Source organism: Shimia sp. CNT1-13L.2, assembly GCF_024331145.1.
GTDB lineage: Bacteria > Pseudomonadota > Alphaproteobacteria > Rhodobacterales > Rhodobacteraceae > Shimia.
Window position 1 is genome coordinate 458,668 of record NZ_JANDJO010000002.1, and the last position, 21,398, is coordinate 480,065.

General features: G+C 60.0%; 18 protein-coding genes. 7 read left to right on the plus strand and 11 right to left on the minus strand.

The genetic code is table 11. From position 1 onward, the window contains the following. The first annotated feature begins 2 nt into the window (after positions 1-2). The 6 genes from ftsA to NNA36_RS05980 all read left to right on the plus strand — a co-directional run bounded on the left by ftsA (position 3) and on the right by NNA36_RS05980 (position 8,851). The gene (gene ftsA / locus NNA36_RS05955; RefSeq protein ID WP_255105190.1) at positions 3-1,337 is read left to right on the plus strand and encodes a cell division protein FtsA; all 1,335 of its coding nucleotides are present in this window, start codon (positions 3-5) and stop codon (positions 1,335-1,337) included. A 323-nt stretch (positions 1,338-1,660) separates the two neighbouring features. Then, positions 1,661-3,289, plus strand: coding sequence for a cell division protein FtsZ (ftsZ, locus tag NNA36_RS05960; protein WP_255105193.1), 1,629 nt, complete (start codon positions 1,661-1,663; stop codon positions 3,287-3,289). Positions 3,290-3,496: 207 nt separating this feature from the next. Next, positions 3,497-4,417: a UDP-3-O-acyl-N-acetylglucosamine deacetylase gene (lpxC, locus tag NNA36_RS05965; RefSeq protein ID WP_255105196.1), complete on the plus strand. Its 921-nt coding sequence runs from the start codon at positions 3,497-3,499 to the stop codon at positions 4,415-4,417. A 109-nt stretch (positions 4,418-4,526) separates the two neighbouring features. After that, entirely contained in the window at positions 4,527-5,384 is an 858-nt protein-coding gene (locus NNA36_RS05970; RefSeq protein ID WP_255105199.1) for an outer membrane protein assembly factor BamD, read from the plus strand. A 29-nt stretch (positions 5,385-5,413) separates the two neighbouring features. Next, entirely contained in the window at positions 5,414-7,057 is a 1,644-nt protein-coding gene (gene recN / locus NNA36_RS05975; RefSeq protein WP_255105202.1) for a DNA repair protein RecN, read from the plus strand. Between the two features lie 105 nt (positions 7,058-7,162). Continuing rightward, a complete protein-coding gene (locus NNA36_RS05980) occupies positions 7,163-8,851 on the plus strand; it encodes a chloride channel protein (protein ID WP_255105205.1) in 1,689 nt (562 codons plus the stop codon). Between the two features lie 75 nt (positions 8,852-8,926). Here the strand turns inward: NNA36_RS05980 and NNA36_RS05985 are convergent, their stop codons facing one another. The 8 genes from NNA36_RS05985 to NNA36_RS06020 form a co-directional block, all read right to left on the minus strand. Beyond that, positions 8,927-9,271, minus strand: coding sequence for a DUF427 domain-containing protein (locus NNA36_RS05985; protein ID WP_255105208.1), 345 nt, complete (start codon positions 9,269-9,271; stop codon positions 8,927-8,929). A 79-nt stretch (positions 9,272-9,350) separates the two neighbouring features. Further along, positions 9,351-11,150 (minus strand): aminopeptidase P family protein, encoded by a 1,800-nt coding sequence (locus NNA36_RS05990; RefSeq protein WP_255105211.1) that lies wholly within the window; start codon positions 11,148-11,150, stop codon positions 9,351-9,353. A 61-nt stretch (positions 11,151-11,211) separates the two neighbouring features. Continuing rightward, complete coding sequence (gene cobT / locus NNA36_RS05995; RefSeq protein ID WP_255105213.1) at positions 11,212-13,086, minus strand: cobaltochelatase subunit CobT; 1,875 nt, start codon at positions 13,084-13,086, stop codon at positions 11,212-11,214. Then, the gene (locus tag NNA36_RS06000) at positions 13,083-13,784 is read right to left on the minus strand and encodes an aspartate/glutamate racemase family protein (RefSeq protein WP_255105216.1); all 702 of its coding nucleotides are present in this window, start codon (positions 13,782-13,784) and stop codon (positions 13,083-13,085) included. The genes cobT and NNA36_RS06000 overlap by 4 nt, the downstream gene beginning before the upstream one ends. A 19-nt stretch (positions 13,785-13,803) precedes the next feature. Then, entirely contained in the window at positions 13,804-14,790 is a 987-nt protein-coding gene (gene cobS, locus NNA36_RS06005; RefSeq protein ID WP_255105218.1) for a cobaltochelatase subunit CobS, read from the minus strand. Positions 14,791-14,991: 201 nt separating this feature from the next. Next, positions 14,992-15,606, minus strand: coding sequence for a PEMT/PEM2 methyltransferase family protein (locus NNA36_RS06010; RefSeq protein ID WP_255105220.1), 615 nt, complete (start codon positions 15,604-15,606; stop codon positions 14,992-14,994). Between the two features lie 108 nt (positions 15,607-15,714). Continuing rightward, the gene (locus NNA36_RS06015; RefSeq protein ID WP_255105222.1) at positions 15,715-17,259 is read right to left on the minus strand and encodes an adenylate/guanylate cyclase domain-containing protein; all 1,545 of its coding nucleotides are present in this window, start codon (positions 17,257-17,259) and stop codon (positions 15,715-15,717) included. A gap of 101 nt (positions 17,260-17,360) precedes the next feature. Next, positions 17,361-17,984 carry a J domain-containing protein gene (locus NNA36_RS06020; protein WP_255105224.1) on the minus strand — a complete coding sequence of 208 codons (624 nt, stop codon included), beginning with the start codon at positions 17,982-17,984 and terminating at the stop codon, positions 17,361-17,363. A 74-nt stretch (positions 17,985-18,058) separates the two neighbouring features. Between NNA36_RS06020 and NNA36_RS06025 the strand changes: the two genes are divergently transcribed. Continuing rightward, positions 18,059-18,316 (plus strand): BolA family transcriptional regulator, encoded by a 258-nt coding sequence (locus tag NNA36_RS06025; protein ID WP_255105227.1) that lies wholly within the window; start codon positions 18,059-18,061, stop codon positions 18,314-18,316. Between the two features lie 3 nt (positions 18,317-18,319). On the opposite strand, the gene NNA36_RS06030 is transcribed toward NNA36_RS06025, so the two are convergent. The 3 genes from NNA36_RS06030 to gatB form a co-directional block, all read right to left on the minus strand. Beyond that, positions 18,320-19,132, minus strand: coding sequence for a DUF4177 domain-containing protein (locus NNA36_RS06030; protein WP_255105230.1), 813 nt, complete (start codon positions 19,130-19,132; stop codon positions 18,320-18,322). 78 nt (positions 19,133-19,210) lie between these two features. Next, the gene (locus tag NNA36_RS06035; RefSeq protein ID WP_255105232.1) at positions 19,211-19,696 is read right to left on the minus strand and encodes a thioesterase family protein; all 486 of its coding nucleotides are present in this window, start codon (positions 19,694-19,696) and stop codon (positions 19,211-19,213) included. A 117-nt stretch (positions 19,697-19,813) separates the two neighbouring features. Next, complete coding sequence (gene gatB, locus NNA36_RS06040; RefSeq protein ID WP_255105235.1) at positions 19,814-21,328, minus strand: Asp-tRNA(Asn)/Glu-tRNA(Gln) amidotransferase subunit GatB; 1,515 nt, start codon at positions 21,326-21,328, stop codon at positions 19,814-19,816. Between the last annotated feature and the right edge of the window lie 70 nt (positions 21,329-21,398).

Here is a 21,398-nt window from a genome sequence, read left to right on the forward strand (position 1 = left end):
TAATGATCGAGCTTTACGAGTCCCAGAGAGCGATGCGCAACATGCGCAAGGCCGCAATGCAACGCGGGGTCGTTGCCATTCTGGATGTGGGAACATCCAAGATTGCCTGTCTTGTCCTGCGCTTCGATGGCACCGAGCGCCTGTCCGAGGTGGAAGGCATTGGTTCTATGGCGGGGCAAAGCGGGTTTCGTGTGATCGGTGCCGCGACCACCCGGTCGCGTGGCGTGCGGTTCGGCGAAATCGACGCGATGCAGGAAACAGAACGCGCTATCCGCACAGCCGTTCAGGCGGCGCAGAAGATGGCCAAGATCCGTGTCGATCACGTGATCGCCTGTTTCTCCGGTGCCGCGCCACGCTCTTATGGTCTGGCGGGCAAGGTTGATCTTGAGGGGCAGGTTGTCAGCGAACAGGATGTCGCGCGCGTTCTGGCGTCTTGCGACGTGCCGGACTATGGCGATGACCGTGAAGTGCTGCACGCGCAGCCCGTGAACTTTGCGCTGGACCATCGCTCTGGCCTGTCCGATCCGCGCGGCCAGATGGGCCAGCAACTGACCACCGACATGCACATGCTGACGGTTGATGCGCCGGCAGTTCAGAACCTCGCGCATTGCGTCAAACGCTGTGATCTCGAACTGGCCGGGATTGCATCGTCTTCCTACGTGTCCGGCATGTCCGCGCTGGTCGAGGACGAACAAGAGCTTGGCGCGGCCTGTATTGACATGGGCGGCGGCTCGACAGGTCTGTCGATCTTCATGAAAAAGCACATGATTTATGCCGATGCGGTGCGCATGGGCGGCGATCACGTGACCTCGGACATTTCCATGGGCCTTCAGGTGCCTGCCGCCGCGGCGGAGCGGATCAAGACCTTTTATGGCGGCGTGCATGCAACCGGCATGGATGATCGCGAGATGATCGAGCTCGAAGGGGACACCGGCGACTGGGAACACGATCGTCGCACGGTGAGCCGTGCCGAATTGATCGGCATCATGCGTCCGCGTGTCGAGGAAATCCTCGAAGAAGTACGCGCGCGTCTGGATGCGGCGGGGTTCGAATACCTGCCCAGCCAGAAGATTGTCCTGACGGGTGGCGGCAGCCAGATCCCGGGGCTGGATGGGTTGGCCTCAAAAATCCTTGGCCAGCAGGTACGCCTTGGGCGACCGATGCGTGTGCATGGTCTCCCGCAGGCGGCAACCGGTCCCGGATTCGCCAGTGCGGTTGGCATGTGTCTCTTTGCGACACATCCGCAGGATGAATGGTGGGATTTTGACCTTCCGGTCGAACGTTACCCGGTTCGTTCGCTGATGCGGGCCATGAGATGGTTCCGGGACAATTGGTAACGGCGAATTTCCGCCCGCTTTGCGTGCGATGTGCTATCAGGCGAAATTGCGGGCGGAAAAATACATAATATCCTAGAGGGTTGCGCGAAATAGCTGATCCAAAAGGTTAAGATTTTTCCGCCAATTTTCCCGACTCCAGATATCGTCTTTCGAGCTAAATAGCGGGGCTTGAAGGGAAAAATCTCTATATTTTGCGGTGCTACGCGCTTTTTTGACGTGACGATTCCTGCTGCTTTGGATAATATCGCAAGCGAGTAGGGATAATAATCACCCGGAATTCGGGGCACATCACCCGAACACGGGAACAAGACAGGCGGAAAACCATGACTCTGAATCTGACTATGCCCGAGCAGGCGGACCTGAAGCCGCGCATCTCGGTTTTTGGTGTTGGTGGCGCAGGCGGTAACGCGGTCAACAACATGATTGAAAAGGCGCTGGAAGGTGTCGACTTTGTTGTCGCCAACACCGACGCGCAGGCGCTTCAGCAAAGCCGTTCCAAATCGCGCATCCAGCTTGGTGTGAAAGTCACCGAGGGTCTGGGCGCGGGCGCACGGGCAACCGTCGGCGCTGCGGCAGCCGAAGAAAGCATCGAACAGATTGTTGACCAGCTGGCCGGCGCGCACATGTGCTTTATCACGGCCGGTATGGGCGGTGGCACCGGTACCGGCGCGGCTCCGATCATCGCGCAGGCCGCGCGTGAGTTGGGTGTTCTGACCGTGGGTGTTGTCACCAAGCCGTTCCAGTTTGAGGGTGCCAAGCGGATGCGTCAGGCCGAAGAGGGTGTCGAAGCCCTTCAGAAGGTCGTGGACACGCTGATCATCATCCCAAACCAGAACCTATTCCGTCTTGCCACGGAAAAGACCACCTTCACCGAAGCGTTCTCGCTTGCCGATGACGTTCTGTACCAGGGTGTGAAGGGCGTGACCGACCTGATGGTTCGTCCGGGCCTCATCAACCTCGACTTTGCCGACGTTCGCGCCGTGATGGACGAGATGGGCAAGGCGATGATGGGCACCGGCGAAGCCGAAGGCGAAGATCGTGCGATCCAGGCGGCAGAGAAGGCCATCGCCAACCCGCTGCTGGACGAAATCAGCCTGCGTGGCGCGCGTGGTGTTCTTATCAACATTACCGGCGGCCACGACCTGACCCTGTTCGAACTGGACGAAGCCGCCAACCGTATCCGCGAAGAGGTTGATCCCGACGCCAACATCATCGTTGGTTCGACGCTGGATGACACTCTGGATGGTGGCATGCGGGTTTCTGTGGTTGCGACCGGCATCGATGCTTCGGAAGTTCCGGCAGAACTGCCGGTGCGCCGTCCGATGTCCAAGCCTCTGGCGACCCATGTTCTTGAAGAGCCCAAGGTTGAAGATGCCCCGGTCGTGGAGGAAACCCCGGCCGTTGCCGAGGCTCCGGTTGAGGAAGAGCCCTCGCTCTTCAATGCGCTGGACGCAGAGCGTGCCGCAGCAGAAGACCAGATGGAAGATATCTTCGAAGAGGCTCCGGCCGCTGTGCAGCAGCAGGATGATGACCTGCCGCCGCCCGCGTACCAGCCGCAGGTTGCCAGCTTCAACCCGCAGCCTGAAGCCTATGAAGAAGACGAACCCGAGACTTTCGTGGCACCCAAGGCCCGCCCTGTCGGCACCCCGTCGCCAGAAGTTCTTCAGCGCCTTCGCGCCGCCGCTGAAAAGGCCCCTTCGGCCCCGGCGGCCCGCCCTGCGGCAGCTGTTGAACCCGAAGCCCCCCTTCAGCAGCCGCGTGCCGAAGAGCCGAAGCGTGGTGGTTTCGGCCTGAACTCGCTGATTGGCCGCATGACCGGACACGGTGCGGAAAGCGCGCCTCAGGCCGCACGTCAGCAGCCGACGGTTCAGGCGGTACAGTCGGAGCCCGAGTATGACGAGGATCAGGAGCGGATCGAGATCCCTGCCTTCCTGCGTCGCCAGGCAAACTAACGTAAAGTAATTTCGTAGAAGAGGCCGCCAAATTGGCGGCCTTTTTCTTTTTAATTCATGGGCTTATCTGTCTTTGAGCGGTGATTTGCCGATTTGTTTCAGCGATGTTTCAGTCCGTTACAATGTTTGAATTGTGAAGCACTGCGCGACCAAGTAGGTCAGGATTGCGGTACCACTGGGGGCGTATCGCGCCATTCGGAGAAAAGCGTGCAACACACGGTCAAATCATCCATTCGCTTTACAGGGACAGGCCTGCACTCGGGTAAACCGGTTCACATGACGGTTCATCCGGCGTCTGCCGATTACGGCATCTGGTTCCGTCGGACGGATATTTTGATTGGTGACGCAATGATCCCCGCCCGCTGGGATGTGGTTGAACAAACCGCTCTGTGCACGCGGATTGTGAATGACGCTGGTGTGACCGTTTCCACCATCGAACACATCATGGCTGCACTCGCAGGTACCGGCGTTCACAACGCGCTGATTGAGATTGACGGCCCCGAGGTTCCGATTCTCGATGGCAGCTCGGCCGAGTTCGTTCGCGGGATCCTGCGTGCGGGCCTCGTTGGTCAGCGCCAGCGCACTCGTGTGATCGAAATTCTCAAGCCGGTTTCCGTGACCCGTGGTGATGCGACTGCCTCGCTTGCACCGGCAAACGAAATGAAGATCGATTTTCACATCGATTTCGAGGATGAGGCCATCGGCGTTCAGGACAAGTCGCTTGTCATGGCCAACGGCAGCTTCGTACGCGAGCTTTGCGATAGCCGCACATTCTGCCGCAAGGCCGATGTCGACATGATGCACGCCAATGGCCTTGCCCTTGGAGGCACGCTGGAAAACGCGGTTGTGGTTGATGGTGCAGATGTTTTGAGCCCGGGTGGCCTGCGTCACCGTGACGAGGCCGTGCGCCACAAGATGCTGGATGCCTTGGGGGATCTGGCTTTGGCGGGGGCGCCGATTGTTGGTCAGTACGTTGGCCATCGTGCAGGCCACGCCCTGACCAATGCTCTCTTGCGCGAGCTTTTTGCGCATCCGGATGCGTATCGTTTCGTTGAAGTCGACGAAATGACGGCTGCGCGTCTGCCCGGTGCCGGCGTGCATATCGCAGAAATGCCTGCCGTCGCCTGAACTTGTCTGCGATTTCCTGCCAAAGACGTTTTGCACCGCGATTTTCTGTGCTAACAGCTTTGGAAAGGGCAGTGTTGGTCTGCCTTAACCGGATAAGAGGTTGTGCAGTATGACAGGTGTCGGATCGCGTTTGGGAGTTTGCGGTGCGATTCTCGCAACAACTTTGCTTGCGGCTTGCGGCAAGGGCAGCATTGCCGAGCAAGTACAGCGTGGCGAGTTGCCAATCGAGTCCTTTTCGGCCGAGCAAATCTACGAACGGGGTGAGTACGAGCTCAACAACAACGACGAAGAGAAAGCGGCGTTCTACTTCTCTGAAGTCGAACGCTTGTATCCTTACTCGGAAATCGCCAAGCGCTCTCTCATTATGCAAGCCTTTTCGTATCATGAGGCTAAGGACTATGAGAACAGCCGCGCCGCCGCGCAGCGATTCATCGACTTTTATCCGGCGGATGACGACGCGGCCTACGCACAGTATCTTCTTGCCCTCAGCTATTATGACCAGATCGACGATGTTGGACGTGATCAGGGCCTGACCTTCCAGGCGCTGCAATCGCTGCGGAAGGTGATCGAGAACTATCCCGACAGCGGCTACTCCAAGTCGGCAAAGCTCAAGTTCGATCTCGCCTTTGACCACCTCGCTGGCAAAGAGATGGAAGTGGGGCGCTACTACCTGCGCCGTGACCACTTTGGTTCAGCCATCAAACGGTTCCGCGTTGTCGTCGAGGATTTCCAGACCACAACCCACACCCCCGAGGCGCTTCACCGTCTGGTCGAAGCCTATCTGTCCCTGGGCCTTGATGCAGAAGCCCAGACTGCTGGTGCCATCCTTGGTCACAACTACCGTTCGACCGAATGGTACGAGGACAGCTACAAGCTGCTGACGGGCCGTGGTCTCGAGTTGGAAGCGGCAAGCGATGGCTGGCTGAAGCAAGTGTATCGTCAGACCGTGCAGGGCAGATGGCTCTGATCAACCCGGACAGGATCTGAGGTTGTCCCATGCTGCGTTCGCTTGATATTCGCGACATGCTGATCATTGACCGGCTGGACCTCGGGTTCCAGCCGGGGTTGAATGTGCTGACCGGAGAAACCGGTGCGGGTAAATCGATCCTGTTGGACTCGTTGGGGTTCGTGCTTGGCTGGCGGGGACGTGCTGAACTGGTGCGCGCCGGTGCCGAGCAGGGCGAGGTTGTCGCCGTGTTTGATTTGCCCGAGGGGCACGCTGCCCATGCAATCCTTGAAGAGGCGGGGCTGCCGGGCGGTGAAGAGTTGTTCCTGCGCCGTGTGAACGGGCGGGATGGGCGCAAGACAGCCTGGGTGAACGATCGCCGCTGTTCGGGAGAGGTGTTGCGCCGTTTGTCCGAAACGCTGATCGAACTGCATGGACAACATGATGACCGTGGCCTTCTGAACCCGCGCGGGCACCGCGACCTTCTGGATGAATTCGGCCGCCTTGAAGGTCTGCGCAGTGATACGCGTTCGGCGTGGGCCGGCGTTTCCAAGGCCCGCAAAGCCCTGAGTGCAGCGGAAGAGGCGCTGGCCGCTGCGCGCGCGGAAGAAGATTTCCTGCGTCATGCTGTTGGCGAGCTGGATCAACTTGATCCGCAACCGGGCGAAGAAGCCGACCTCGATTCCCGCCGCCGCCTGATGCAGGGCGCTGAAAAGGTGCGTGAAACAGTGACGCTGGCGCATAACGCTCTCTCTCAGGGCGCAGAGAGTGCGATGGGGGATGCGCTTCGTTGGTTGGAAAGCGCGACAGAGGGCACCGAAGGTCGCCTTGACGGGACACTGGCGGCGCTTGAGCGTTCGATGAACGAATTGGCCGAGGCCGTTGATGGCGCCGAGCGATGCCTCGAAGCACTCGATTTCAATCCGCACGAGTTGGAGCAGGTTGAGGAACGGCTTTTCGCAATCCGGGCATTGGCGCGCAAACATGGGCAGGCTCCGGATGAACTGGGCGCTTTCGCCGATGACCTGCGCCAGAAACTGGCGGCGCTGGATGCGGGCGAAGGCAATATAGACGCATTGCGCAAGGCGGTGAGTGCAGCTGAAGCAACCTATGAGGCGACTGCGGCCAAACTGCGTGCAGCGCGTACAGAGGCGGCACAGCGGCTTGATGTTGCGGTTTCTGAGGAGCTGGCGCCGCTTAAGATGGAGCGTGCGGTCTTTACCACGCAGGTGAGCGAGGCCGAGGCCGGGCCTGATGGCACTGAAACCGTTGCCTTTACCGTTGCGACGAACCCGGGCGCGCCCGCGGGGCCACTGGCCAAGATCGCCTCGGGTGGCGAACTCAGCCGATTTCTTCTAGCACTCAAGGTCTGTCTGTCGGCCGGGACCACCGGTATCACCATGATCTTTGACGAGATCGACCGTGGCGTTGGTGGGGCCACGGCCGATGCAGTTGGTCGCCGTCTTGCCGCCCTGTCTGAAGGTGGGCAGGTGCTTGTTGTCACCCACTCGCCGCAAGTGGCGGCGATCGGCGCGCATCACTGGCGCGTGGCCAAGCGGGTTGAAAACGATCAGACGCTGTCCGAGGTGACACCGCTGTCCGAGGGTGAGCGCGTGGACGAAATCGCCCGCATGATCTCGGGCGACAGCATCACCGATGAAGCACGTGCCGCGGCGCGGTCGTTGCTGGGCTAACTTGCCCAAATTTTCCGTTTCGCAAGAAATCGTTACGGCCGCCCCCTTTGCCTTTTGCGGTGAAACCCCTAAAGCTAGGAGAAACCTTAGCAAAATCATTGGCTCATGGCGAAAACCACGCGATCCTTTCTGGCCCAAAGTGCCCGTGAAGCTGTCACGACCTGTCGGGGTGGATGGAAGGTTCTGGTCGAGAAAGGGCCGAGCCAGTTCCAATTCTGGCTGATCGCGCTGCTGATCGGGATTGCCGCCGGGTTCGCGGCCTTGTTTTTCCGCAAGGGCATCACTTGGCTACAGTCCACGCTTTACGGCACCGAGGATGTGAACCTCCTGCACAGTTTCGCGGGAACCTTGCCTTGGTACATGCTTTTGGTGATCCCTACGATTGGCGGCCTGGTGGTCGGGCTGATCTTGCACAGGTTCACGCCGGACGGGCGCGTGCGCTCGGTCGCTGACGTCATCGAAGGCGCGGCGTTGCTGGAAGGGCGGGTCGAGAAGAAAGAAGGTATCGCCTCGGCCTTTGCCTCGCTGATTACGTTGTCATCGGGCGGCTCGACCGGGCGGGAGGGACCTGTGGTGCACATGGCGGCGGTCATCTCGTCTTGGGTCAGTAATCGTATCAAGGCTGACGGGATCACGGGGCGCGATTTGTTGGGCTGCGCTGTGGCGGCGGCCGTGTCCGCGTCTTTCAATGCGCCGATTGCGGGTGCCCTGTTTGCTCTCGAGGTGGTCTTGCGGCACTTCGCGGTGCACGCCTTTGCCCCGATCGTGATCGCCTCTGTCGCTGGTACAGTCATCAACCGGCTGGAATTCGGGGATGTTACCGAATTTGCCCTGCCCACCTCAGGGGCCCTGCAGTTCTATCAGGAACTCCCGGCATTTCTCATGTTGGGAGGACTTTGCGGTTTTGTCGCCGTGGCCCTGATGTGGACGATTTTCTGGGCTGAGGACATGGCCACGCATATTCAGGACCGCACCCGGATGCCGCGTTGGCTGCGACCGGCGGTGTCTGGGGCTTTGCTTGGCGTTCTTGCTATCTGGTTCCCGCATATCATCGGTGTCGGCTACGAGACGACCTCTGCGGCGCTGACAGGCAAGCTGGTGCTGCATGAGGCCGTGGTTTTTGCCATCCTGAAGGTTGTGGCCGTGTCTATCACCATGGCCGGGCGCATGGGGGGCGGCGTGTTTTCACCTGCGCTGATGGTCGGGGCGCTGACGGGCCTGGCCTTCGGCCTGATCGCGACAGGGATCTTCCCCGAGGTGTCCGGCACGGTCACCCTTTATGCTCTTGCCGGCATGGGGGCGGTGGCCGCGGCGGTTCTGGGGGCGCCGATCTCGACAACGCTGATCGTGTTCGAACTGACCGGGGACTGGCAGACCGGTCTGGCCGTGATGGTGTCGGTGTCCATCTCGACAGCCCTTGGGTCGCGGTTGGTGGATCGCTCGTTCTTCCTGACGCAGCTGGAACGGCGCAATGTGCATGTCGCTGCGGGCCCCCAGGCGTACCTTCTGTCCATGTTCCGTGTGGCGGGCGTGATGCGATCCAAGGATGATCCGCGAGCAGCCTCAGAGGACACCTGCTGGGAGATGATCGCGGATGGCATCTATGTCGACGGAAACGCTACGCTCGAATCCGCGATGCCGATCTTCGACAAGGCCGCCGTGCCCTTTATCCCTGTTGTCACGATAGCGGGCGAGGGGCAGCCGCCGGAACTCTGGGGGGCACTGTTCCATGTGGATGCCCTCAAGGCATACAACCGCGCCTTGGCTGCGACGGCGGCGGAAGAGCACAGCTGAAATGAAAATTGCGCCGGTGGCACCGACGCAATACCGACGGAATACCGCCGTGATACATATGGCTGTTTTGGGCGCTTAGATACGCTCTACGGTGACGCCGTCACCCGTGTAGAAAGCCAGGTGATCCTTGATGCGCGCGACGTCTTCAATCGGAGCCTCATAGCTCCAGACGGCGTTCTTAAGTGTCTGGCTTTTGGTCACAATCGAGAAATAGCTGGCATCGCCTTTCTTGGGGCAATGGGTGCTGTGATCGCTGTCGTCCAGGAACGCCATCGCGATGTCTTCACGCGGGAAATAGATCACCGGCGGCAGGTCACCCTCGCACAGCTCAAGCGCATTCGAGCTCTCTCCCAGAATCGCGCCCCCTGCGCGAACAGTCCAGTTTCCTTCCGCTTTGCGGATCGTGATATTGTTGCCCATGCTTGTCCCCTTAAAGTCTTGCGACATCCTTTCGGATGCGTATGACACCGATGTGTCATCCTCCCGAGCGCGTACTGTGTCACAGTGGCGCGGTCGCGCGATCCAACCACATCTGTACTTCTTTGGGAAGCCTTGGTCCCAGAACGTGACGACACGTCTCATGATAGGTGTCGATCCAAGCGCGTTCTTGGTCGGATAACAGCGATGTCTCGATCATGCGACGGTCGATCGGGCACCAGGTCAGGGTGCGGAAGCATAGCATGTCCCGGTGAGAATCACCTGTTGGCAGGGCAGGAGCATCTTCGACGACGATGAGATTCTCGATGCGGATACCGAACGCGCCGGGGCGATAGTAGCCGGGTTCGTTAGACAGGATCATTCCCGGTTTCAGGGGAACATCGCTCAGGCGGCTGAGGCGTTGCGGGCCTTCGTGGACGCAGAGATACGAGCCGACACCGTGACCGAGACCATGATCGAAATCCTGTCCTGCCTGCCAGAGCGGCACGCGACCGATGGCTTCGAGGTGCATCCCGGCAAGGCCTTTGGGCCAGCGTAGTTCAGAAATCGCGATCACGCCTTTCAGCACGCGGGTGAATGCCTCGCGTTCGTCCTGCCCGACAGGCCCGACCGGAAGAGTGCGGGTGATGTCGGTGGTGCCGTCGCGATACTGGCCGCCGCTGTCGAGGACCAGAAGGTCGCCCGATGTCAGAATGCGGTTGGTGTCTTTGGTCACGCGGTAATGGATCACGGCACCATGCGGACCGGTTCCCGAGATTGTCTCGAAACTGATGTCGAGAAGCGCGTTGGTGTCACGGCGGCACTGTTCTAGTTTTTCGACAACGTCGATTTCGGTGATGCCCGTTTCCGCGTTTTCGTCATACCAGTGCAGGAAATGGCACATGGCCGCGCCATCTCGCAGGTGGGCTTCGACGCTGCCGGCGACTTCTGCGGGATTCTTGCAGGCCTTGGGAAGCGCGCAGGGGTCATCGCCCCATTGGATTTCGATCCCGGCGGTGTCAAGGGCGTGCGCCACCTTGTAGGGGGTTGTCGCCTTGTCGAGCCGGATTGGACCCGCCATGGAAACCAGCAGTTTCAGAAGCAGGTCTGGCGCATGAACGCGGATATCCGGGCCAAGATGATCGGCCACGTCTTCGAGTTTGACCGGATCCATAAACAGATCGACCGTCGCGTCGTCATTCAGCAGGGCCATTCCGTGTGCAACGGGATTGCGGGGGATGTCTGAGCCGCGAATGTTGAGCAACCAGGCGATGCTGTCGGGTTGGCTGATCAGGGCCGCGCGATGACCTTTGTGGACGAGTTCCGAAGCAAGGCGTGCACGCTTGAAGCCATGCTCTTCACCTGCGAATTCAATGGGTTGCGCAGAAGCGCGGGCACGAGGTGGATCGGGTTGATCCTCCCAGACGCGGTCAACCATGTTGTCACATGCCACCAGGGTGATGCCGCTGCCTTGCAACTTCGCTTCGAGGGTTTCGATCTGTCCGACAGTATGAAGCCACGCGTCATAGCCGATCACACCCGTGCCCTCGACATTGTCCAGAATCCATTGCCCGAGAGACACCTCGGGCCAGTCAACGGGCGTGAAGTCATCCGCGACCTGTGCCTTGACCTGGGTGCGGTAGCGGCCATCAACGAACACGCCCGCACAGTTCGCCAATGCGATACAGTAGCCCGCAGACCCCGTGAAACCGGTCAGCCAGGCGAGGCGCTCGTCGCGTGGTGCAACGTATTCGCCTTGATACACATCGGCACGGGGAATGATGAAACCGTTCAGCCCTTCCCGGGCAAGTTCCTGACGCAGAGCGGCGAGCCGGGGCGGACCCTGTTCCGGGCGCGCCAATACATTGAAATCCTGGAACACAGGCTTCCCCTTCAATCAATTTCCCAAGGGTGCCCCGTTGGCATGAGCACCGAAAGACGTATTAGCCGACTTTGCGCATTCCCAGAACGCGGGCGCGTTTGCGTGGGTCGCTGTCAAACAGGCTTGCCAGTTGTTCGGTCATCGCGCCAGCCAGCTGTTCCACATCGGTGATCGTCACCGCGCGTTCATAGTAGCGGGTCACGTCGTGGCCGATACCGATGGCCAGCAGTTCGACCTGACGGCGCTTTTCGACCATGGCGATCACGTCGCGCAGGTGTTTTTCAAGATAGTTGGCGGGGTTGACCGACAGGGTCGAGTCATCCACGGGCGCACCATCCGAGATCACCATGAGGATCTTGCGCGCCTCGGGGCGGCCAATCATGCGGCGGTGGGCCCATTCCAGTGCCTCGCCGTCGATGTTTTCTTTCAACAGGCCCTCTTTCATCATCAGGCCAAGGTTGTCGCGCGAACGGCGCCACGGGGCATCGGCCCCCTTGTAGATGATGTGGCGCAGGTCATTCAGGCGACCGGGCTGCTGGGGGCGGCCTTCGTTCAGCCATGCCTCGCGGCTTTGGCCGCCTTTCCAGGCGCGGGTGGTAAAGCCGAGAATTTCAACCTTGACGTTGCAGCGTTCCAGCGTGCGGGCGAGAACGTCGGCGCAGATTGCGGCGATCGAAATCGGACGGCCGCGCATCGAACCGGAGTTGTCGAGCAGCAGCGTCACGACGGTATCGCGGAATTCGGTGTCTTTCTCGACCTTGAACGAAAGCGGCGTTGTCGGGTTGGCGACCACGCGGGCCAGACGGCCGGCATCAAGGATGCCTTCTTCGAGGTCGAATTCCCACGAGCGGTTCTGCTGGGCCTGAAGGCGGCGTTGCAGTTTGTTGGCAAGGCGGCTGACGGCCCCCTTCAGGGGTTCAAGCTGCTGGTCGAGGTAGGCGCGCAGGCGTTCCAGTTCCACCGGCTCGGCCAGCTCTTCGGCCTTGATCTCTTCGTCGAAGTCGGTGCTGAAGACGCTGTAGTCGGGATCGGCTTCGGACACCGGCTGCGGGGCAGGCGGCTCGAGCGGGGCCTCGCCGTCGGGCATCTCGACATCTTCGCCCAACTCGTCCTCGGCCATCTCGTCCATCGAGACCTGGGCCTCGGACATGTCCTGCTGTTCTTCCTGCGACTGCTCGGGGTTGGCCTCGGCCTCGTCGTCCTGACTGTCGTCCTGGCCGCTGCTGTCGGGATCGGGCTGTTCTTCGGAATCCTCTTCCGCCTCGTCCTCCTGATCCTCTTCCTGGTCGGGATCGTCGCCAAGCTGATCGCCATAGCCAAGGTCTTCGATGACCTTGCGGGCGAATTTGGCAAAGCCCTGCTGGTCAGACAGCAGTTCGTTCAGGTCGCCTAGCGTGTCGCCGGCCTGCTGTTCGATATAGCCCTGCCAGAGCTCCATGACATTGCGGGCGGCATCGGGCAGATCGCGGCCGGTGGCGAGATGACGAATGAGATAGCCCGCGGCGACGGGCAGGGGGGCGTCGGACGAACTCTTGATCTGGTCATAGCCCTTGCCACGGGCCTCGTGTTCGATCTTGGCGTCGATGTTGCCCGCGGTGCCGGGCATGTCGCGTGCGCCCATCGCCTCGCAGCGGGCGGTTTCCATCGCCTCATAGAGGTCACGCGCCATGCCCTGTTGCGGAGCATAGCGGGCGTGCATGCCGTCGTCGTGGTACTTGAGACGTAGCGCCAGCGCATCGGCGGTGCCACGGGCCAGCAAGACCTCGTCGCGGGTCATGCGGCGCGACACCTGCGGCAGACGCACCTGATCACCGGAGACACCCGAAGGATCAACGGTGTAGGTCACCGACAGATCGGGTTCGTTGGCCATGACCTTGGTGGCCTCGGCCAGCGCCTTCTTGAACGGATCGGCGGGGTTGTCGTTAGGTTTTTTCATCGCGTCTTCGTCACTTCATCCAAGCTGATCCGGCCAGTCGCAAGATCCGACAGGACCGCCACATGCACATCCAGCGCATCAATTACTTTATATCCCGGTTCCTGACCGTCAAAGGCCAGATTGAGATCCGTTCCCGCGAGAACAACCGCTTCGGCACCCAGTTCCGTTGTCATACGCTGACCCGCATCGAGAAACATGGCGCGTTGCTCTGGCGTGCAATGGCCTGCGACTGCCATGTCTTGATAGGTTTGACCTAGTTCATCGACTTCCGCATCCAAGGCGACTGCCCTTGTTTTGACAAGCTGCCCATAAAGGCGTGTCTGCATGACAACGCGGGTTCCGAGCAGTCCCACACTCTCGATCCCTTGTTCAGAGAAGAACTTGTCGAGAGGGGCGACGGCGGAAACAAGCGGGAGCGCGGAGAGCGGTATTGTTTCGTCGAAACAGAAATGCCCACCCAAGGACGTTATCGCTGCACAATCGCATCCCGCAGCTTTCAGCCTGTCGATCAGCTTTGCGTAAACCGACGCTTGCGGGGCCCGGTCATCTGCAAGGTTGTTGCGGATCAGCTCATGCACATCGGCGTGGACGATGGTGAGGTCTAGTGTGCCACCTTTCGCCTCTACCGCCGCAACGAGGCGCTGGTAGTATACGACGGTCGCGGCAACGCCGATCCCACCAATCAAACCTATGTGCATGGGCTCATTCCCGAACTGATTACCCCAGGCTCACGCTTGCGGCGCTTTCCGGCAGTTCTTCGTCGAACAGGCGCTGGTAGAATTCGGCCACGGTCTGGCGTTCGAGTTCGTCGCATTTGTTGAGGAAGGTCAGGCGGAAGGCATAGCCCACGTCACGGAAGATTTCCGAGTTTTCGGCCCAGTTGATCACGGTCCGCGGGGACATCACGGTCGACAGGTCGCCGTTCATGAAGGCGGTGCGGGTGAGGTCGGCAACGGTGACCATCTGCTTGACGATCTTGCGGCCCGCTTCTGTGTTGAAATGCGGGTTCTTCGCCAGAACGATGTTGGTTTCGGCGTCGATCGAGAGATAGTTCAGCGTGGCGACCAGCGACCAGCGGTCCATCTGGGCCTGGTTGATCTGCTGGGTGCCGTGATAGAGGCCGGTGGTGTCACCAAGGCCCACGGTGTTCGCGGTGGCGAACAGGCGGAAATGCGGGTGCGGCTTGATGATCTCGTTCTGGTCCAGAAGGGTCAGCTTGCCGTCGGTTTCCAGAACCCGCTGGATCACGAACATCACGTCGGCACGGCCCGCGTCGTATTCGTCAAAGACGATGGCGACAGGGTTGCGCAGTGCCCAGGGCAGAATGCCTTCGTGGAATTCGGTGACCTGCTTGCCGTCACGAAGTTTGATCGCGTCTTTACCGATCAGGTCGATCCGGCTGATGTGGCTGTCGAGGTTCACACGCACGGCGGGCCAGTTCAGACGCGCGGCAACCTGTTCGATGTGGGTCGATTTGCCGGTGCCGTGGTAGCCCTGGATCATCACGCGGCGGTTACGGGCAAAGCCTGCGAGAATCGCCATCGTGGTGTCGGGATCGAACTTGTAGGTCGGGTCCACTTCGGGCACGCGGTCGCTGCGCTCTTCAAAACCTTTCACGGTCATGTCGGTGTCAAAACCGAATACATCGCGGACCGAAATCGTTTCGGTGGGTTTCGCGTTCATGTCGAGCGTGCCGTCAGCCATGCCTATTGTCCTTATGCCTTGCCCTGGGTGAGGGGTTCAAACCCGCACTTCGTGCCTGATCTTTGGAACGTTAGCAAGAGGAAGAGCGCGGAATGTGTTCGTGACGTGGTGAATGTTCCAGAACTGGATATATAACGCGAACCCGGCATTGCAAAAGCGCCCGCGAATTGTGGGCGCTTCGGGCATTTTTGCAAAGCGTGATCAGAGTGACAGGCGCAGGTCGTTGCGCGCACGCATCAGGCTGCGTTCGTCAAGAAACCGGGGCGTTGAGCGCATGTAGTCGTGAAAGGCCTGTCCATAGCCTTTTACCAGCCAGCGTTCCTCGTTGAGGACAAAGAGGAAATAGAGGGCAAAGAGGGTGGCGGCGAAGCCAAGTGTCAGGAAAGAGCCGCTGGTGATGCCAAGGCCGACGGTGGCCAGAACCGAGGTCACGTATTGGGGGTTGCGGGAATAGGCGTACATGCCGCCGGTGACGAGGCCGCCGCTCTCGCAATAGGTGTTGTCGAGGCCAAGAAAGCGATAGCCCCAAAGGGTGATGCCAAAGGCCGTGATCATGATAGGGAGACCCACGGCATAGCGCAGCCAGTGGCCCCATCCATTGACGCCGATTTCGCAGAGCGCAAAGATCACGGTCGCGCCGCAGAACAGGCGGAACAGGCCAAAGGCGAGGTGGTGGCGCCAACCATCAGAGGCGGGCCAGAGGCCAAGGTCCGGGCGTGCGAGGCTGAGCGAGAGATGACCGCCGAGGGCCAGCGCAGACAGGATTGCGGTGATGAGGGAAATCGTGTGGGCAGTGGAGAAAATGTCGAACAGCACGGCAAGAGGGCTCCTTTGAACGCGCCCGGCACGGTGCCTGTGCCCGGCATCTTCAAATCGGCTAGCAAGCGGATGTAACAGTTCGTTTTCGGTTTGGTGACGCTTGCGTCACCCTGCATCTTGCGTTTTGTGCAACGCTTCGTGAACGGCCTGTGCCACCTTTTCACGCATGGTTTCGCTCATCCCTTCAAGGTCCACGACAAGTTTGTCGCCCTTGGGAATAGGGGCCGTTCCTTTTGTCTTGCGCAGAACGCGGTAGGGGGTGATGTCGCGGGCGATGCCCTTGAAGCGTGTCGGCTCAAGGGCTTCGGCTTCGATCAGGTCGCGGACATGGGCATAGGTTTCGTAGCTCATGACGATACCGCCGGGTTCGGCGATGCCCTCAAGGCGGGCCGCCAGGTTCGCCTCGGCCCCGATGATGGTATAGTCCATCCGCGCGTCAGATCCGAAGTTGCCCACGTTGCAGTAACCGGTGTTGATGCCCATGCGCGCGCGGAAGGGGTGTTCCAGTCCCTTGGCGCGCCAGACATCGTCCAGTTCGTCAAGCCGCGACTGCATCTCAAGTGCCATGCGAACGCAGGCGCGGGCATCTTCGGCGGTGCCATTGGTGGTTGGATCGCCGAAAAATGCGACGATGGCGTCGCCGATGAACTTGTCGATGGTCGCGCCGTGGGCTTCGGCGATCTTGCTCATCTCGGTGAAGTATTCGTTCAGCAATTCGGTCAGTTCTTCCGGCTGCAAGAGTTCCGTTGTGGCGGTGAAATCCTTGATATCAGAAAAGAAAACCGTGAGTTTCTTGCGCTCGGTCGAGATGGTGACATCCTTTTCACCGGAAAAAATCGAGCGGTAGACCTGTGGCGGCAGATACTTGGAAATCTTGAGCGAAACATCGGCCAGGAAGCTGTTGTTCGCGGCCAGTTCGTTGTTCATCTGGCTGAATGAGCGGGCCAGGCGAAATTGCATGGCCGCGAAAACAAGGCCTGCCGTTCCGGCAAGCGCGAGGTATGTGAGCATCCAGCGAAAGGCCCAGAGGTTGCTTGCGATCGGTTGATTGATGGTAACGCTCTGAACGCCACGCACGTCGCCAACGGCCCAATCCTTGTGCGTGCTTTCCGGGTGGGCGTTGTGGCAATCGACGCAGGCCTGTTCCATCAGGATGGGCGTGGCCAGTGTCAGGGTATGGTCGAAGAACGTGGCGCCGCCCATGGTGACGATTTCACGGGTCTCGGGGTTGGTCCGGAAGGTTTCAAGCGCTTGGCTTTCGAATGGAGAGAGTTCGTGAGCGGTGCGGTTCATGAAGGGAAAGTCCGAGACAAACCGGTACGTGACCGCTTCTTCTGCATCGGCGACGAGTTGGCCGAGTTCAATCGAAAGCGTCGCAGGGATCGGGATGGCGCCGGGCGTGTCTCGGTAATTGTGCATCGCGAGCGAATTGCCATCGTGCAGTTTGACCGGGTCAACGACATTTTCGGCATAGTAGGCGCGTACAGCCGACAGGATGGCGTTCATGCTCTGGGTCTGGCGTTCCATGTGGTTGTCGGACAGGGCGTCCATGTCCTGCCAGAGGGCCAGAGGCAGCCCGGCCAGTGCGGCCAGAACAAGGCCAAGCACCCACACGGGGCGATCAATGAAAAATCGTCCAAGCCGTTCCATGAAAGTCTCCGTCCATCCTTGTCCTAAGGGATAGGGCAGGGGCAGGTTTCAAATTAACTGCACCAAAAGAAAGGGCGACCGTTTGGCCGCCCTGTCGAACCTTATTTGAAATTCCGGCTGTCCTTGATCTGGTCCCATGCCCAGACAACCTCTTGAAGCTGTTCTTCCTGGCTGCGGTCGCCGCCGTTCATATCCGGGTGCAGTACCTTGATCAGCTTCTTGTAGGCCTTGCGCACCTCGGCCTTGGTCCAGGTGTCCTTGGCTTCGAGGATCTCGATCGCGCGGCGTTCCGTGGGCGGCAGACGACGGCCAGCGCCGGCACCCTTACCGGGGTTCTGTGTCGCGTTGGCGCCAAGAACCTGATGCGGGTCTTCGATGCCAAGGCGGGCCCAGGCGCGGGCTTCGGGGTCGGTGAATGTCTTGGTTTCACGCTCCCACACCTTGTCTTTCGACTTCTGGGCATTCATCTCGGCTTCGGTCTTGCCGTCGAAGAAGTTCCATTTCAGGTTGTATTCGCGAACGTGTTCCTTGCAGAACCACTTGAATTCATCCAGCACGTCTGGCGCCCTTGGGGCGCGATAGAGGCCAGGTTCGTTGCACCCCTCATGTTCGCATACACGGGTCGAGGTTTCACTGGCTCCAGACATGCTGCGCCGCCCGCGCGGGTTCTTCTTCTTGGCAGAAGACACGGACATATCGAAACCGAATGGATCTTCTTTTGGCATGGACTCACCTTTTCGACTCAGGGCGCAGAGTTTAGTCTAACCGGCGGCAGATAGAAGAGGCTGAGGGCAAAAAAATGTCAGTGACACAGGAAATTCATACTCGGCTGGAAGCGGCCTTTGCGCCAAGCGAGTTGCAGGTCGTCGATGATAGCGAGCGTCACCGCGGCCATGCGGGCTATCAGGAAGGTGGCGAAAGTCACTTCAATGTCAGGATTCGGTCTTCGGCCTTCGAGGGGCTGACGCGTATTGCGCGTCACAGGGCCGTTCACAAGGCGCTGGGGGCGGAACTGGTGGCGCGAATTCACGCGCTGGCATTGGACATCGACGTCTGAGGGCTATTCGGCTGCGAGGTCTGATTTCTTGTCAGGCTTGGCCTCGCCCTCGTCCGAAACGCGTCGCGCACGCGCCAGGAGAGCGGCAGGGAGAGCATTCGGGAACGGGTCATCGCTGCCTTCGTCTTCATCCGGAACAAAGCGGGTGGAGGCTGCCGCATCTGAGACAAACGCCCCTTCTTTCGGAGCAGCTTTGGGCGCAGGCCTTTCGGGTATCGAAACAGGGTCCGTCAGCATCAAATGCCCGTCTTCGGGGGATCTTTGCCAGTCGAACTGCTCAGGAAGCTGGTCTTCGGGAAGGGTCGAATTCCAGGGAAACTGGGCCGCTGCTTCGGATCCGGCTGTCTCGGGAGCTTCGCTTTCCTCGACGTCTTGGGGCTGTTCTGGCGCAGTTTCAGCCTCCGCCGCCTCGGGAGTAGCCTCTTCGGGCAGGCGAGCGGGCGTTTGCACGTCTTCCTCTGATGGCGTCTCTTCGGCGAGGTGATGTTCCGGAATTGACGGCACTGGCACCGCTGGCAACGCATGGCGGGCAACGGCCTCGGCCAGTTGTTCGAAGGGAGCCTGTAGGTCCTCTGCCTCGGCCGACGTTGAACGGCGGAATATCAGGATGGATTTGTAGGATGTCCGGCTGGATGTCAGGCCGGTTCTTTCCTCGCATGGCAGCGTATCCGAGCGCCAGTATTCCCAGCCATCAGCGGCCAGTTCGTTCATCACACACTCAAGCGCATGGGCAAACCGCCCATTCGTGCCCTTTACCCCACGTGCCCGTTTTCCCCGGTCCGGGGCAGGCACAACTTTGTACTCGTAGTTCGTCATTCCGAAATCGGCTCAGTCACTTAATGACATGACTATAGCAGGCGGAAGTGTGTCCGTCTGCATCCGAGTTTCGGTGGTTCACGTTGGTTTCTTGGGAATTCCCATAGGCCTGCCGACGCGGTCGGGCACGGGCAGGTCGGCATGTGCTTTCGCCAAAGCGCGCATGTTTTGCAGAATGTCTTCGGGCATGGGGGCGACTTTTGGGCCGCTCATGTCGATGTGCAGGCCAAGGCCCTCGCCAGTGGCGGAAATCCAACCGTCTTCGTGGATCAACTCCTGATAGAAGTGAAACCGTTTCTCATCGTGATCCAGAAGCTGGAACGAGGCCCGTACGCGGCTGCCCAGATGCACCTCGCGGAGATAGCAAATGTGGAACTCCGCCGAAAAGGTGGTAAAGCCCCGTTTCTCGCGGTACCCGGCACCAAATCCCAGACGCTCCCAGATCTGATCGACACCACGGTCAAACAGCACGCTGTAATAGGCCATGTTGAGGTGGCCGTTATAGTCGATCCAATCTTGTTCGAGCTCCATGAAGTCGGAGAGGAAGGGGGCGTCGAATTGCATGAGAAGCCTGCTTTGGTTGATCTCTTGCCGTCACGTTAGGGAGAAACCGGGGACGGCGCAAAAAAATATCGCGCCGGTGGGGCACCGACGCGACGTGACTTTTCTTGGGGCGTGAAATTAGGTGTTCAGCTTTTGGGCGACCAGCTGGTTTACAGCCTTCGGGTTGGCCTTGCCGCCGGTGGCTTTCATGACCTGACCCACGAACCAGCCCGCGAGCTTGGGGTTCACCTTGGCTTTTTCGACCTGCGCCGGGTTGGCGGCGATGATCTCGTCCAGCGCCGCTTCGATGGCGCCGGTGTCGGTCACCTGCTTCATGCCACGCTCTTCAACGATCTGCTCGGGGTCGCCGCCCTCGGTGTAGACGATTTCGAACAGGTCCTTGCCGATTTTGCCAGAGATGGCATCCGACTTGATCAGCTTGATGATACCGGCCAGTTGCACGGGCGATACGGGGCTTTCGGTGATGTCGTGGTCTTCGCGCTTGAGACGGCCGAACAGTTCGTTGATGACCCAGTTGGCGGCCTGTTTGCCGTCGCCTGCTTCGCTGGCAACCGCTTCGAAATAGACGGCGTTTTCGGCTTCGGCGGTCAGAACCGAGGCGTCATAGTCGCTCAGGCCGAAATCTTCGAGGAAGCGGGCCTTCTTGGCATCGGGCAGTTCCGGCAGGTTGGCGGCGATGTCGTCGACCCAGCCTTGCTCGATCTCGAGCGGCAGGAGATCGGGGTCGGGGAAGTAGCGATAGTCGTGGGCTTCTTCCTTGGAGCGCATCGAACGGGTTTCGTTCTTGTCCGGATCGTAGAGGCGGGTTTCCTGTTCGACTTCACCACCGGCTTCGACGATTTTGATCTGGCGCTCGGCCTCGATCATGATCGCCTGCTGGATAAAGCGCATGGAGTTCATGTTCTTGATCTCGCAGCGGGTGCCGAGATGGCCGAAATCACCGGTTTCGCGGTATTTCTCGTAGGCGCCGGGCGAGCAGATCGAGACGTTGACGTCTGCGCGCAGGTTGCCGTTCTGCATGTTGCCGTCGCAGGTGCCGAGGTAACGCATGATCTGGCGCAGCTTGGCGATATAGGCAGCGGCTTCTTCCGGTCCGCGGATGTCGGGACGCGAAACGATTTCCATCAGCGCAACGCCGGTCCGGTTGAGATCGACGAAAGACATGTGCGGGTCCATGTCGTGGATCGACTTGCCCGCGTCCTGCTCAAGGTGGATGCGCTCGACGCGCACGTTGCGTGCGGTGCCGTCGCCCATTTCGACCAGCACTTCGCCTTCGCCCACGATCGGGTGATAGAGCTGCGAAATCTGGTAGCCCTGCGGAAGGTCGGGGTAGAAATAGTTCTTGCGGTCGAAAGCGGAGAACAGGTTGATGTCCGCCTTGAGGCCAAGACCCGTGCGCACGGCCTGTGCGACGCATTCCTCGTTGATGACCGGAAGCATGCCGGGCATGCCCGCGTCAACGAAGGCCACGTTCGAGTTCGGCTCGGCGCCGAACTTGGTGGATGCACCCGAGAACAGCTTGGCATTCGAGCTGACCTGCGCGTGGACCTCCATACCGATGACCAGTTCCCAGTCCTGCTTGGCGCCAGCGACGATCTTGGGCTTGGGGGATTCATATGTCAGGTCGAGCATGCCAGACTCCTTTGAACGCAATTGGATCGCGTTCTAGGGCAGAGCTTGGACAGGAGCAAGAGGGCAGGCG